Source organism: Eggerthella sp. BIOML-A1 (genome assembly GCF_009875595.1).
Taxonomy (GTDB): domain Bacteria; phylum Actinomycetota; class Coriobacteriia; order Coriobacteriales; family Eggerthellaceae; genus Eggerthella; species Eggerthella lenta.
The window spans coordinates 13731-28147 of record NZ_WWRZ01000002.1; the positions used below are offsets into that span (position 1 = coordinate 13731).

Consider the following 14417-nt stretch of genomic DNA (forward strand, 5'->3'; position numbering starts at 1 on the left):
TTACTTATTTCAGACGAAAAAGCTCGGAAGTGTCAAATGAGACAATCGTACAAGAACCTGGTTAGCGATACCGCTGTGTTCGCGGTCGGCAATATGTTGACGAAGGCGATTCAATTCTTCCTTCTTCCGATGTACACAGCGCTGCTTTCTGCAGAGCAGTACGGTATCGGAGAACTCGTCAACAACCTGTCCGAGTTGTTGTACCCGCTTTGTTGTATCGGAATATATGAAGGGGTGTTTCGATTTTCGCTTGACAGGGATGCTGATAGAAAGGAAGTTTTCTCCACCGGCGCACTGATAGCTCTTAGCTTGATTCCTGTCGTCATTGCTGCTGGTGTATTCGGGTTCTCATTTACAGGTTTCGATTACACTTGGTATCTAGTTGTGCTCTGCCTCGCCTCGTCCCTCAAGATGTTATGTCTTCAGTTCGCGAAAGGCATCGGTAAAACAATATTGTATGCGGCCTCCGGCATAGCTGGGGCTCTGATACTGTGTGGAGCTGGCTTCCTTCTTCTCGGGGTTTGGGGCATGGGGGTAGTCGGATATCTGCTCGCGCTCATACTTGCCCAATTTGTGCAGCTTCTGATCACGGCGTGCGGCTCCAGGATTTGGAGGTATTTCTCGTTCGCTTCAATATCGCGGGAGATGACAGGCAAGCTGGTCGGGTATAGCCTCCCGATGATTCCCAACGCGCTCGCGTGGTGGTTCGTGAACCTATCCGGACGCTATATCGTCCTTCTTTCGCAAGGAGCGGCTGCCGCCGGTCTCTATACTGCAGCGTCCAAGCTCCCGTCCATCATGGTGATGCTCGTGACGATCTTTCAGCAGGCTTGGCAGATCTTCTCGGCTCGGGAGTTCTCCTCAAACGACCGGTCCGAATCGTTCGCGATGGTCTTCCGAGTCTACACCGCGTGCCTGCTCTGCTCGGGCTCCCTGGTCATCGCTATTTCGGAGCCGCTTTCTCGTTTGATGCTGAGTGGGGAGTTTTACGAAGCGTGGGTCCTCGTCCCGCCCCTCATGCTCGGCGCGGTGATTAACGGGTACTCGACGTACTTCGGCACGCTCTACAATGCCGCGAAGCGAAACGGCATGATTTTCGTGACGACGATTTTGGGCGCAACGCTGAACATCGTAATGGGAATCGTGCTCAGTTTCTCTGTAGGCGTATGGGGGCCTGTTATCGGCTCGGTCGTCGCGTACTCAACAATCTCGCTAACGAGGGCGATTGACACTAAGAAGTTCGTGAGCTTTCGGTGCGACCTACGGTATCAGGGCATCGGAATCGCCGTGCTCGCCATCGAGGCCGTTGCGCTCGCCGCGAACCTCCCCCTCGCCACCCCTTTCGCGATGCTCTGCTTTGCGTTCCTCTTGGTTTTCTCAGTGGTGAGAAATCGCTCGATAGTTGCAAAAGTGATATCTATGTTAGGCAGAAAGGCTTGATTTGCATGAATGAGAGTGCGATACCGAGGCTTGCGGGAAGCAAGGCTTGCACGGGCTGCGCTGCGTGCTACGCCGCCTGCGGCTTCAGGGCCCTTGAAATGCGTCCGGATTCGGAGGGGTTTCTTAGGCCTTATGTCGATAAGGATAAGTGTGTGGGATGCGGCGCTTGCGAGAGGTCGTGCCCGGAGATGAGGCCTGTGGGCCTCCACGACGCCCCGTCGACGGTCTTCGCCTGCTGGGACAGGGATTTCGCACGGCGGGAGGCGGCGACTTCGGGCGGAATGTTCATGCGTCTCGCCGACCTCGCTGTGGATAAAGGCTTCTGGGTTTGCGGAGCGGTGCTCGGAGAGAACCTCTCCGTTCACCATGTTCTCACGCGCGATATTGAGACGATCAAGGCGATGCGGGGGTCGAAATACGTCCAAAGCGATGTCCGTGACGCCATGAAAGACTGTCTGGAGGTATTTCGGAACGGCGGGGGCGTCCTCTTCTCTGGGACTCCCTGCCAGGTGGCTGCGATTAGGGAACTTGCTGGAGAGCAATATGCCGGAAAGCTGTTCACGCTTGACGTGCTGTGCCATGGGGCGCCGTCCCCTAGATTTTGGCGCGACTACCTTGATTATCGGGAGGAGCAAGTTGGAGACACTGTGGTTGGTGCCCGCTTTCGTAAGAAGACCCCTTCATGGACGGTGTTCAGTCTCGAACTGACATTCGAGACTGAACACCGTTCCCAAGCATGGTGTACAGTCGAGGACCTCTACTTGAGGGCCTTTCTCGGAGACTACATCTCGCGCGAGTGCTGCCACTCCTGTCGGTATGTGGGGATAAGGCGTTCTGGCGACATAACCCTCGCCGATTTCTGGGGCTATGTTTCCGAGGGCAGGGCGACGAGGAACGATGAGCACGGAATCAGCTTGGTGATGCCCAACACAGCCATTGGGAAGCAATGGTTCTCTGAAGCGTCTGATGAATTGGTAGTAGTTGAGAAGCCATTGGAAGAAGCGATCAGGGGTAATGTCCCTCTTAGGCGTAGGATAGAGGCAAATATAAAGCGAAGCGAGTTCTGGCATGATTACGAGAAAGGTGGAATCGAGGCTGTAAGGAATACATATTTGGCTCCGATAAAGAGAGGTTTCAAGCATCGTGCAAATCTGTATTTCAATAATCATGCGTACCTTGTGCCGAGAAAAATCCGAAAGAAATTGCTCGAAGTGCGCGCACGTTTAATTTCATAAATATAGTTTAAATCCAATACTGTGACCGTTTCATTGCCTGCACCCATTTGATGGGTGCAGGCTTTTTCTTTGCTCGCTGGACAAGGAAGACGGGCTTTCCTATGGATGGAGATGGCGATGACGAGGGGTACCGTCAAAATGTGAAACAGATGCTCAAGATACCCACCAGTTATCATGTAGCACTTGTTGTTGATGAAAGCATTTGGCCCAACCAGAGTGACGTTCATTTTGCCACTGATTTCTCTGTAGACACGTTAGCTGACAGCAAAGTTAGTCACCTGGCAAAATATGACATCAAAAACAACATTCCGTTCCTATCCTTGGGAGAAAAGTCCTTCCTTGGTCGCCAGCTTGCGGATAGTAGGAATGATTTTCTTTTCCATACGGTAGTTGATTGTCGAGATGGCGCAATCCAGCTCTTCTGCGACATCCTTGATCATCTTGTCATCCAGTACGCGCATGCTGAAAATCTTCTTATCCTGTTCATCCAGGTGGGAGATCAGGTCTTCAACTATGCTGGAGAATGCGAGGTTCTCAAAGAAGTCCGATTCTGCGTCCGGCAAGCAATCGATGATGTTGTATGCGCCGAGAAAGGGGTCTTCATCATGATTGACCGAGGGTGCGGAGAGATACAACGAATCGCGACGACGATCGATTTCCTTGGTTAGGAGATCAGCCCAAATTTCCAAGCGCATGTACCAAGCCTCTTTCCCAATGCCAAAGTCTTCCGGCCAGAGAACCAGCTTCTCGGCAATTCCGTTTTCGTCAACCATCGTGCCCGATGCGGCCATTGCGAGCGCGTGGCGCTTGAATTCCGCCATCGATCCCTTCACTTCGATTTTCTTGATTCGTTCGGTTTGCGCCTTGCTTACAAAGATATCGCCCATTGAATCGCTTGCGCGGTTGTCGAAAACGAAGGTGATGGGGTACTCGTCCACGAGGTCAAGGGGAATGAGCGTATGGCGGCGACCGTTGTAGCGAAACGCGACGGTTTCTTTGATAACGATTCGGCGGCCGGTAATTGCGTCGCGGATGACCTCTTTCGTCTTTTCGTTGGCGTATTTGCGGCGCAACTCTGCGGAGCGTTTTGCGCCTTTCAGGGAATACTGATACTCGAGGCTGTTCTTATCCACTGCTCTGTCCTCTTTTCGAGGACCAGTGGGCTCCTGCGATAGGAATGGCTGCTCAGCGACGGCATACCCGACCCGCCGATCCCAATCGATGGCTAGGCCGGCGCATGGGCATGCGTCGTCAGGACCTGGGGCAGGCCGCCGCTGAGCTATTGATTGGATCGGCTGATCTAAGCCGTCTATAGCCAGCTCAACGATCAGCTACCGAGAATTCCTGGGCGTTGCCGCTGGTGGCAAGCCTCCAGGTTTTCCCGTTAGTAAAATTGTGAAGGAGCGTGTATTACTCACCAATTGAGCAGGAGAGGGAGCTATCTCAAATTAAGTTTCCTATCTCAATTTGCTTGGAGGTGTTCTTTATGGCGTCTGTTGGCGACGGTTTGATTGCTGATGGTCGACTTGACTATGAAAAGTTGATCCACCGGCTTACGACAGAAATGGTAGGAACAATCTACCTGGCTGGTTCTTCTCTAGAGGGGTATGAGGGAGATGTGACGGTTGGGTCTACGTATTTTTGGGGTTGCGTTGCCCATCATAGATATCTCGGAGCCAGACAGTTTGATCTGAAATTGCTGAGCATCTATCGATTTCTGTTAAGTAGCGGATGCTATCTAATTCACGAAGGAAAGACTTTCATACGAAGTCGAGAGGAGATCTCTCTTGCGCTCGTTGAACTGCTGGAGGAATTTTCTGCTTTTTCGAATGCCCTTGATTTATCCCTGCTTGTAATGGGGAAAGAGGAAGACGAAGGGGTTTTATCCGCTAAGGCAAAGGAGCTGTGTGGGCTCCTCGAGATAATGCTCTCTTGTTTGCCGCACGAAGGCAGTGGGGCAAATGTTGACTCGGTCAATAAGTCACTCGAGCACGCGCTGTCAAAAAGGATCGATTCTTTTCCCATTGCTGGTTCGCGAAAAGCCTTTGTCCAGCTGAGGGAGGCGATCCGGCAACATAACGAAAGGGCTGAAAAATCAAGCGGCACCTACAGACTTGAGGAAATCGTTCAGGATCTGTTTCCGGGGATAGTAGAAGAAGAGCATTGCTCTCTGTTTGAGCTTGATGGGCAGATTTCCCCGCTGGTTCAGCTCGTTAGAAGTACCTGGCGAGCTCCTGGGTGGAAGAATCTCATGCTAGTAGGCGAAGGCGGCATCGGAAAGACGGTTGCCATGCTCAATGCGGCAAAAGCGTTATCGGAAAAAGACACTGTGGCAATTTACGTCCCTCTCCACATGCTTCCTTTTTACAATTCCCCAGGTAGTTTTATAAGAACTTATATCGAGGGGGCCGTTCTTTGCGGGAACAGTAACCTTCGGTTGGATCTTGAGGCTCTCATTAGCGAGCAATGCGTGAACAATGCCCCTAGGCTCGTGCTTCTTCTGGATGGCTGGAACGAAATCAGCGAGAAGAGAACAGCTGCGGGTTGGCTTTCGGACATCCTGAAAGAGGAGATTGAGACTGCTGTCGAATCTCGTTCGAGGATTCAGGTGGTTATCGCCGGTCGTGCACGAATGGACTCGAACGTTTCGTGGTATCGCCCTTGGGCGTATTCGAAGGTTCAACGCCTTAATAGAAATAGAATTTTGGACTATTTGAATTCGAACAAGGTAGAGATACCAGAGCAAGATGATCCCATCTGGGACGTGATTTCCAATCCCCTTATGCTCACCCTGTTCTCATGCTGTGAAACGCAGTATGAGAACTGCTCTGGAAATCATTGCTGCAACTTTATCGGCGGAGATCGCTCGCGTTCGCAATCCGCGATTATCTGGAACTTCCTTCAATGCCAGATAAACAAGGCGATGCTGGTGAACAAGCAGCGCGGAGCGGCTTTCCCCGATATCCTCGCCATCAACTATGCAGCTGCTTATATCGGCTGGGAGATGGAAAGTGCCGGAGTCTTCAGGATAAGCAGAGACCATCTTCTGGAGCTTATCAAAGAGGCGGGACGACATTTCGAAAGCGCGTGGCGTGGGAGCGACTACGTGAGCATTGCCAGGCAAGAAACTCAATCGAGGCACGCCGAATGGAGTGTCGAGGACATCGAGGACGCTTTGTTGATCGGCGTCGGCCTCATGTTCGGCAATGAGGGAGACGCAGCGCTTGGCGATCGTCATGATGGAGCGGAAAACCGCAACGTCGTGGGCTTCCTGCATCAGAAATTCCGCGACTTCTACGCAGCCTTGTACATGCGTGATGAGCTTCGTCCGTTCGGACAGCTGCTTGTTCCGGAGGAGAGCGACGTTTGGGCAGAGAAGGCGGTTTCGGGCGAGGTGCTCGATATGCTCGCAGTTCTGGTGGACGAGAATCTTTTCGAGTCCCTGTGGGATTCGATGCGAGGGATGGAGGTCCGCAAGGACAGCGCCACGGTGTTCCATCTCCTCGAGATTGCCAGCAGAAACGAGCTAGACATCACGACTTTGGGGTTCAGGGGCGTCGATTTGCGCTACACCATGCTGCAGAATCGAGAGATATCATGCGAGAGGTGCGATTTTCAATCGGCAAGGATCTCGAACAAGACCTTCATCCCCATCGGGCATACGGAGCCGGTCTCTTCCGTCGAATGGATTCCGGACGGCATTGGCGCCGATGGCGATCTCATGGTTACTTTCGGACGGACCGCAGTGGTCTGGGATAGGAGGTCGGGCGCCCCGATCCATGAGCTTGTTAACGAGAAGATGATTCCCTATGACGCTATGGCGGTAAGTCCCGATGGGGCGCTTCTGGCGATGTCGGCAAAGGGTTACGGACTTGATATCTTCGCAATAGGTTCGGAGGAGAGGACGGCCTTGCCATCGTCCTCCATGTCCCGCGTGGGCGCTATGGCTTTCTTGGGCGGGAGCAGGTTTCTTGCGTACGCTGACGACGAGGAGGGATTGACCCTTCTCGACTTGGAGAACCTCAGGAAAAGAACCTTGGATCTGCCCGAAGAGATTTCCGATAGCTACCGTTGGCAAATTATATGCCGCTTGCATTATTCGCGAACGGGAGACGTTCTGGCGGTAATGTACGACAGCGGAGGAGTGGCCTGTTGGACTTTGGACCCTGTCGATCCCCTTCACAATCCACGCTTCAGGTCGGCGTCCTCGTTGTTCGACGGGATTGCCGACCTGCAGCTCAGCGAGGATGGCGAGAGGATGATGGTCCTTACGCTTGATGATGAGCTTTATGAGTCCGATTCCGATAAGCTAGAGGAGTGGGAGGATAAGTCCATTAACCTGGGGACAGGAGATGCCGTCGGGTTTTCGTACCAGCATGGGATGATTGCCATCGCGGACGAGAACATTATGAGGATCTACTCCATCGCCGACGGCTCCCTTCTCAAGGATTTCATCATGGTACCTCTTCTTGCTGAAGCTCCCAATGAAGCGCTGGCGCTCGGGTTTTCGCCAAGCGGCGATAAGGTGATGTGCATCCATGAGAACAATGCTGTTACTGTCTGGGATACGAGGCCGTCGTTTTCCCCCGATGAGCGCCCAGTGCTCTCCATCGACAACAAGAAGAACGCCATCGGCTATGTCGCAAAGCTTTCTTCCGGGTCGCTAATTTCAGCGATGGGCACCGGCAATTTTGTCGCTTGGGATGTGGAGAGCATGAGCATCGGTGACGTGATTCACGCGGGGCTGGTTCCTCCCGATTACTGGGATGTGTGCAGCGGCCCAACGTGGGTTTTGACTTACGGCAACAAGATAAAGGTGCTTTCTCCTTCTCGATCGTTTGAGAGGGAGTTCAGGAACAGGTTCCACTCGGTTCAGATTTCGGAAGATACCCTATATGTCTTGGCTCTCGACAACGGCCCTTCGCTTCATTGTCTGTCGATCGGGGACTTGCACAGCATCGTCCAAATCCCGATGGATTGCGAGCTGGTCGCCGTTTCCGCGGCACCCGATAGCCTGGCCCTTGGCTTGACGGCGGAGGGCTATGTCATCTGCTGGGGCATTCCCGACCTCACCGAACGATGGAGGGTTTCCGTCTGGAGTCTGCTTTCCTCCTCCGACTGCGAATCGATTCTAGAAATCGCGAGGGAATTTTGCGTCGAGGATGAAGAGCCCAACATCGTTTCGCCGGAGTACGCCCGCATTGGTTGCTGCGAGTTCGACGGGTCGAGGTTGGCCTTGCTCGCTTTCGAGGCGGTGAGCTTCGATAGCGGCGGTGTATTCCAGGTTATCGTAAGGCTGGATATCGACTCTCGCGAGGTGCTCGGCGTTTCGGTCGAGGATGGCGGGGATGAGCTGATGGGGCTTTGCGCCATTTCCGAGACGGGCAGGTTCTTCATCAGCTCCGCAAAAGGCTGGCTCGAATCGAGGGATATCGAAACGCTGGAAAGCATTGAATGCGTAGAGCCGATTTCCGGCGTCGTGCTTATCGGATCCGACTTCGAGGGAGCTCGATTCGAAAACGAGACGCTTGCCGAGATGGTGCGGGCAAGCGGGGCTCGGAATGTCGGCTTGCCTTAAGCTTGGCCGTTCGATCCCCTTTCCGCGTCGGCACCTACCTTGCAGCAGGCGAATGCGGTGACCGTGCATGCTCCCATAAACATGCCGATTGCAAAGAGTATCGCGTGCATCATTCATTCCACCTCCATGGCGTATACCGCGGTGCGTGAGTTGTCGGTTTGATAGCTGCAGGTGACGAAGCACCATACCTGCTCGAGGTCTTTCGGTTCGTTCAGCACCACTTCGCAAGATCGAAGCTTGTCGTCGATGAAAGACTGGAGGCCGTCGTTACCGTCGAATCCCGCAACGATCCCTTCGCTATCGGCGTCGAGCACGTCCGCTGCGAACACCTCCAGCTTGCGAGTGTCTTCTTCCGTGCGAACGAGGATGGTCTTGTGCTCTTGGGCGAAAGACCTTCTGGAGTAGTTGGCGAGCGGGGCGAACATGGTCCCGTCGCTCATGTTGTGGCCGAGAACGATAACCAAAGGGCTGTTCACGCCTTCCCTGCATCCGCTGTGGATGAAAGGCGCGCCCCAGGCCGAGCGCTCTCCGCTCGCGTCGTGCGTCAGATAGAAATCCGGGGGGTCGCCGCTTGCCTGGACGACGGGGTAGTCGACGGTGGTGCCGGGGATCGTGATCCAGGCGACTGCCGGATCGGGGATTCGGCTTTCCTCACCGGGGGCGATCGCCTGTTCGGGCACCGTGCTCTCGGCTGCCTCGCGAGGAACCTCCGCCACCTTGTACGGGATGCTCTCAGTCGTGGCGATGTTCGCGATGATCATGAACGCAGTCAACGTTGCGGCGGCTGCGGCGATCGCCAGCGAGGCTGCGAATGATTTCCTCATACCTTCCCTCCTTAGAAAGAGGACCCCGAAGGCTCGGGGTCCTCGTGCTGGAGGCTGAAGACTACCTGCCTTCGACCTCTTCGCTTTCCTTCTCGTCTTCTTGATCTTTCCTGTATGTGTGAATCGCCAGCGCGGTGCCTCCGATTGCGACGGCCGCCGTTGCCGCGATCATCGCGGCTCCGAACACGGGGTCAGGGGTGTGGGCACCCGTCTTCGCATACGGCTCCTCGGGTTCTGCGGGATTCTCCGGCTCTGCGGGTTCCTGGGGCTCTTCGGGCGTTTCGGGGACCTTGACCGTAACGGTCTGGTCGGCGGACTCGATGTTCTCATGGGTCGCGATCACGTTGCCCTCGGAGTCGAGGCACTTCTCGAACACGACGAGCTCCGCCCCCTCGGCGAGGTCGCCGGTGTTAAAGGAGAACGTCACTTCGATCTCGCCGCTTGCGGCTTCGGGAACGAATTCGGCCGAAGAGGTGATTTCGCTTCCATCGGCTCCCGCCAACGGTTCCCCGGTCGATTTATCGATGATGGTTCCCTGCATGGAATAGGCCTCTCCCGGGATGAGCCCTGCGTAGGATACGACGTCCACGACCTCGACATCGCCCGCCATGATCGTTTGATCGCCATCTGTCTTGTCGAACGCCTTCGTGCCGATCTCAGGCACCAGATCGACCGTCTGGTTCTCGTCTTCGATGTCGGCATGGGCCGCCACCTCGACGCCCTCGCAGCGCAACGATTCGAACGCCACGATCTGAGTCTTCCCGAGCATGGATGCGTCGAAGGTGAACTCGACCTTCTGGGTGCCCGTGCTGAGGGACGGCGTGAATTCCACCGCGCTCGTCACGGCGTTGCCCGCGGCGTCGAGCACTGCTTTGCCGGTCGACTTGTCCATGAGCGTCCCGACGAGCTCGTAGGTCTTCGACGTGTCGAGGTTCTCGTATGCCACCTCGTCCACGATGGTCACCTCAGTGCCGGGAACAATCTGCTTGCTCCCGTCCTCTGCGGTTGCGGTGGTCCCGATACGCGGGCCGTCCTGGTTGTCCAGGTTCATCCAGACCGCCTTCGCCGCGGTGGAATCGCGCTCGATCCAGAACGTTTTCTCGATCAGGACGAAGCCCTCGTTGGCCTCGCAGGGAAGCTCGGTCAGGGTGTACTCGCCGTAGGGCAGCGCGGAAAGGCCGTCGTCGACCGGGGCAGCGGAGCCGTTCTCGCCGATCGAGAACCAGATTCCCGCCTCGGTGTCCATGTCCTCGGCGGTAATACCCTCCATGCCGATGAGGGCGTCGTTTGCGTTCGTGTTGTCGGAGTGCTTGTTCCAGCTGCTCGCGGTGGACGCATCGCCGTTCCTGTCGGTGACGATCACGTGCTGCTCGCCCGTGGTGACGTTGGTGATGAGGAAGGGGACCTGCAGGGAAGCGTTTGTCTCCTCCGCCTTCTTGTGGATCTCGAGGTCGTTGCGCACTACCTGGTCGTAGAACTCGAGGGAGCCCCCGTCGGAGGAGGCGGTCACGACCTTGCCCGCCTCGCGGATCTGGAACGTCCTGGGGGTGCCGTCGCTGAGCAGGTAGCTGTCGTTGGTCGCCGTCTCCTGGATGGAGTAGGTGCCGTAGGGGAGCGCGTCCGGCTTCGTTTGGGCGGTGTAGGCGCCCGCCTCTTCGCTCCATGCGGTGGAGATGGTCATGACGATGGAGCCGGGCTCGTGCCATTCGCCGTCAACGCTGATGCTGTTCGCGCTCATGTTGGTGATCGTGAACTCGATGCCGTTGAGGTTGGGGCCGGTGGCCGAACCGTGGTCTTTGCCGCCGATTGCCTCGGACGCTTCCAGCTCCTTGTCGGACTTGACGACCTGAACGCCGCCTCGGATGACCGCGTTCTCGACGGGCTCGCCCGTCAGGTCGACCATCTGGCCGTTCTCGGCGATGGTGACTTGCTTGTGGCTCTCGGTTGCGGTGTACCCCTTGGGGGCGGCGGATTCGACTACGGTGTAGTTTCCGCAGGGGAGTCCGCTCGCTTGCGCGGTGTACTTGCCGGCGGCGGAGTCCCATTTGGTCTCGATGCTCTTCACGGTCTCGCCCTGGGCGAAGTACTTCCCGTCGACGTAAACGTGCTTTCCAGTGCTGTTGACCACGTCGAACACGGCACTGGCGAGGCTGCCGTCGCCCTGGGGGCCGTTGCCTGCCTCATCGTCGACCTTGGCGATCTTCAAGCCCCCGGTTTCCCACGTGAAGCTCACGAGAACCTGGGTGCTGGAGCCGGTCGGGATGAGGAAGGCCTCGAAGCCCGCGGACACCCTGCCGGCGGATTCCCTCATCTTCTGCCAGGTGGTGCCCAGCAGCTCGGAGTCCGCCCATGCGTCGAACGCCGGGTCGGTGCCGTACGTCGCATCGGACTTGGACCCCTGATACACGTACGCCAGGAGCACATGGCTTGCGGCGATGTACTTGTCCTCGTTCCAGTCCGAGCCGTCGTACCAGCTGCTCGGGAACATGGCCGGATCGAATCCGGGGGCGCCGTAGCTGTACCACATGGCGGCGGTGAGGTCGGCTTCGGTCACGGGCGATTTGGAGTACGTTCCCGGGGCGGGGGGGGCGGAGGTGGGATCCGCGCAGTAGGCGATGTTGCCATCCGTCGCCATATGGGTGGTGAAATACCCCGCGTAGGGGATGCTGTCCCCGATGGTCACCTGGACGTCGTTCGATTTCGCGAACGCCGGGATCGCGCTTGAGAGCATCGCCGTGGTTGCCAGAAGGAGCGCAAGCGCGCAGCGCAGGAGCTTCTCAGACGCGACTTTTCGTGTCTTCTCATTCATCTGTTCCTCCAATCTAAAAGGGGATGTCTCGGTCCGAGAGCCGGTCGCCCTCGCGGTGCATGGCTCCAGCGCCGTTGCGCGCGGTGCCGGCTCGTTCCTGGAGGCTGCGCTCCTGGGAGTGCTGCTGGCTCCACGCCCTGCGCGCTTCCGCCAAAGCTTCCTTGATTGCTGCCGGCATGACCTTCAGCGTCTCCTTCTCGGGGTTTCCGTCCTGGTCGAGCAGCACGTTGCCGTCCGCATCGCGTGCGGTTTTCGTGAGCCACACCTCGCGGTTGGCGAGGAGGGGGACGACGCGCTGGTTCTCGTCGTATTTGCTCGGGTCGACGTAGAGGGGGCTGAACTGGAAGCCGCCCACGTTCCTCCCGTCGATCACCGTGTCGGAGGGCAAGGTCACGGAGTTGAACGTCCTGTCCTCTCCGGTGCTGCGGTCGATGTAGGGGATGTTCTCCTTCACGAAGCTCTTGTGGAAGGAGAGGTATACCTTCTCGGCGCTATCGCTCATCGGTGTTTCTCCTGTCTCTTCAAGTGTTTGCCTGGTTGTTTCGGATGCCGGTTCTCCTCTAAGGTCCCATCGCCGCCTCCTCGATTTCGCGTGAACAGATGGGCGGGCCAAAGACGCCTTCCGGAAAAGGAAGAGGACCCGCCTTCACCTATGAGGTGGGGACGGGTCCTCCCATTTCGAATTTCGTCCGACTTTTCCGGCTCTGGGCCAGGAGGTCATCAGCCTCCCATGATGTCGCGCGCCCAGGTGCCGCTCTTGATGAGGCTCAGGATGAGCAGGATGCACATGGCGAGGTACTGAAGCGCATAGGATAGGCCTCCCACCACCGAGTCGATGGGGGTCTGGGTGCCGGCCGAGACCGCGTTGAGGCCCGAGAGCACGATGGGGAAACTCACCAGTATGACGAGGATGACGATTCCCGCGATGCAGACGCTCGCGAAGTTCCTCAGGAAGCCGACCCCGAGCTGCCTCGTGTCATCGAGCGCCAGCAGGCTCAGGGGGATCGGCGCGAAGCACGCGTAGATGTAGAGCTGGATGCAGCGGGCCCAGCTCACGACGAGCGCGACGACGTAGGCCACGATCACGACGAGCCAGCTGATCACCGCGACGAGCATCATGGCGATGAGGGAGGGGACGTCGTCCTCTTCGGTGACGAGGCTCACGGCATCGAGGTTGAGCTGGTTGCCCGACCCGAAGAGCGCGACGATCTTCTCGATGGCGAAGCGCGTCACCTCGTAGACCGCCTGGCATAGCTCGAAGCTGTGCTGAAGCAGGGACAGGAACACCGCGAATAAGACGAGCAGGAAGACCACTTCCTTCACCGCTGGCATCGACTGGCTGCCGTCCATGCGCTGGCTGATCTTTATGAGCTGCACGGTGAAGACGAAGGACAGGATGCCGCATCCAATCGGCAGGATGGCGTTCTCCCATGCGCCGTAGGCGATGTCGTACATGGTGATGCCCCCGGCGTTTCCCAGCATCTGGTCGAAGCCCTCGGAGAGGATCCCGTCGTATCCGATCGACGCCAGCACCTGGACCTGGCCGTCGAAGATCCAGTTGCAGATGCCCTTCAGCTGCTCGCAAAGCCATGCGTTGATGTCGCCCGCGATGTCGGCGAACGCAGGCTGCGGCATGAGCACGAGCGACAGCACGAGGGCGAACGAGCCGATCGCGGCAAGCAGGAAGCGCCTGCGTGCGTCGGGGTTGCGTGGTCGCGCCAGGGCGACCCCTTTCGTTCTCTCCATTTCCCCTCACCTCCCTACAGGATCTCGAATGCGCCGTCTTTGAACAGGACGGTTGCGACGGTCGAGGCGTTGTCGTCCAGGTGGAAGGTCGCCGAAACCATGCCCTCTTCGAGGTCGAGGTACACCTCGTCGTCGAAGGAGGCGCTGCTCGCCTGGGGCGCTTTCTGCGACGCGTACTCGGCGATCGCCCGGGTCAGCCCCTCTTCATTGCCGCCGATCATGGCGAGGTACTGCTCGTCGAGCCCCGTCACCGTGAAGGATTCCCCGGCGCCGCCGTTCGACTTGGCGACGTAGCGCTCCGCCGATGAGAGGACGTCGGACACGATCGCGGCAGGTTCGCCCTCGTCGAGCGCGATGATGAGAGTGGCGGGCGTCCCGTCCTCGAGCGTCAGCGTCACGAGCGTCTGCCCGTTCGTCGCCGACTCGTCGGCCGAAGAGTAGGCGATGGTGTGGATGGCGCCGTCCGCGCCCTTCTCGATCAAGGAGGCGTCCGTGATCTGGAGGGTGGCGCCGCTGCCGTCATCGGATACCCAGCTCGCGGAAGACGCCTTCTCCAACGTTGTCTCCGATTCCTGCGCGGTGGCGCTTCCCGGTTCTTCCGGGCTTTCTTCGGGACGTTGCTGCTGCTCGATCGCGGGCGCGTTCTGGCTTCCGTCCCCGCCGCCGTCCATGCCGGCCACGGTGCAGCGCACCAACGTCGATGCCAGCAGGATCGCCAGCGCTCCTGCCGCCGCGATCGCGATGACCCTGCCCTTCGTTTTGCTGTCCTTCGGTTTCATGTCGGT

The 14417-nt window shown here is 57.5% G+C and carries 9 protein-coding genes; 3 read left to right on the plus strand and 6 right to left on the minus strand.

Going from position 1 to position 14417, the window contains the following annotated elements:
• The first annotated feature begins 36 nt into the window (after positions 1 to 36).
• On the plus strand, positions 37 to 1440 hold the full coding sequence (locus tag GT590_RS01855; RefSeq protein ID WP_161170827.1) for a lipopolysaccharide biosynthesis protein: 1404 nt from the start codon (positions 37 to 39) through the stop codon (positions 1438 to 1440).
• A gap of 5 nt (positions 1441 to 1445) precedes the next feature.
• Complete coding sequence (locus tag GT590_RS01860; RefSeq protein ID WP_161170828.1) at positions 1446 to 2675, plus strand: Coenzyme F420 hydrogenase/dehydrogenase, beta subunit C-terminal domain; 1230 nt, start codon at positions 1446 to 1448, stop codon at positions 2673 to 2675.
• 314 nt (positions 2676 to 2989) lie between these two features.
• Here the strand turns inward: GT590_RS01860 and GT590_RS14655 are convergent, their stop codons facing one another.
• Entirely contained in the window at positions 2990 to 3808 is an 819-nt protein-coding gene (locus tag GT590_RS14655; protein WP_161170829.1) for a sigma factor-like helix-turn-helix DNA-binding protein, read from the minus strand.
• 353 nt (positions 3809 to 4161) lie between these two features.
• Here GT590_RS14655 and GT590_RS01870 point away from each other — a divergent pair, with 353 nt between their 5' ends.
• Positions 4162 to 8253: an NACHT domain-containing NTPase gene (locus GT590_RS01870; RefSeq protein ID WP_161170830.1), complete on the plus strand. Its 4092-nt coding sequence runs from the start codon at positions 4162 to 4164 to the stop codon at positions 8251 to 8253.
• 113 nt (positions 8254 to 8366) lie between these two features.
• Here the strand turns inward: GT590_RS01870 and GT590_RS01875 are convergent, their stop codons facing one another.
• From GT590_RS01875 to GT590_RS01895, 5 genes are all read right to left on the minus strand, one after another.
• Positions 8367 to 9077: a class B sortase gene (locus GT590_RS01875; protein WP_161170831.1), complete on the minus strand. Its 711-nt coding sequence runs from the start codon at positions 9075 to 9077 to the stop codon at positions 8367 to 8369.
• A 61-nt stretch (positions 9078 to 9138) separates the two neighbouring features.
• Positions 9139 to 11886, minus strand: a complete 2748-nt coding sequence (locus GT590_RS01880; protein WP_161170832.1) for a VaFE repeat-containing surface-anchored protein — start codon at positions 11884 to 11886, stop codon at positions 9139 to 9141.
• Positions 11887 to 11899: 13 nt separating this feature from the next.
• Complete coding sequence (locus GT590_RS01885) at positions 11900 to 12388, minus strand: DNA gyrase (RefSeq protein WP_161170833.1); 489 nt, start codon at positions 12386 to 12388, stop codon at positions 11900 to 11902.
• A 218-nt stretch (positions 12389 to 12606) separates the two neighbouring features.
• A complete protein-coding gene (locus tag GT590_RS01890) occupies positions 12607 to 13521 on the minus strand; it encodes a type IV secretion system protein (protein ID WP_240129753.1) in 915 nt (304 codons plus the stop codon).
• 125 nt (positions 13522 to 13646) lie between these two features.
• The gene (locus tag GT590_RS01895) at positions 13647 to 14411 is read right to left on the minus strand and encodes a hypothetical protein (protein ID WP_161170834.1); all 765 of its coding nucleotides are present in this window, start codon (positions 14409 to 14411) and stop codon (positions 13647 to 13649) included.
• Between the last annotated feature and the right edge of the window lie 6 nt (positions 14412 to 14417).

What these genes read in the sequence shown, in the direction of transcription:
- GT590_RS01860 (WP_161170828.1), top strand. Translation starts at nt 1,446, where the DNA reads ATGAATGAGAGTGCGATACCGAGGCTTGCGGGAAGCAAGGCTTGCACG.
- GT590_RS01885 (WP_161170833.1), bottom strand. Translation starts at nt 12,388, where the DNA reads ATGAGCGATAGCGCCGAGAAGGTATACCTCTCCTTCCACAAGAGCTTC.
- GT590_RS01895 (WP_161170834.1), bottom strand. Translation starts at nt 14,411, where the DNA reads ATGAAACCGAAGGACAGCAAAACGAAGGGCAGGGTCATCGCGATCGCG.
- GT590_RS01855 (WP_161170827.1), top strand. Translation starts at nt 37, where the DNA reads ATGAGACAATCGTACAAGAACCTGGTTAGCGATACCGCTGTGTTCGCG.
- GT590_RS01880 (WP_161170832.1), bottom strand. Translation starts at nt 11,886, where the DNA reads ATGAATGAGAAGACACGAAAAGTCGCGTCTGAGAAGCTCCTGCGCTGC.
- GT590_RS01890 (WP_240129753.1), bottom strand. Translation starts at nt 13,521, where the DNA reads ATGCCGCAGCCTGCGTTCGCCGACATCGCGGGCGACATCAACGCATGG.
- GT590_RS01870 (WP_161170830.1), top strand. Translation starts at nt 4,162, where the DNA reads ATGGCGTCTGTTGGCGACGGTTTGATTGCTGATGGTCGACTTGACTAT.
- GT590_RS01875 (WP_161170831.1), bottom strand. Translation starts at nt 9,077, where the DNA reads ATGAGGAAATCATTCGCAGCCTCGCTGGCGATCGCCGCAGCCGCCGCA.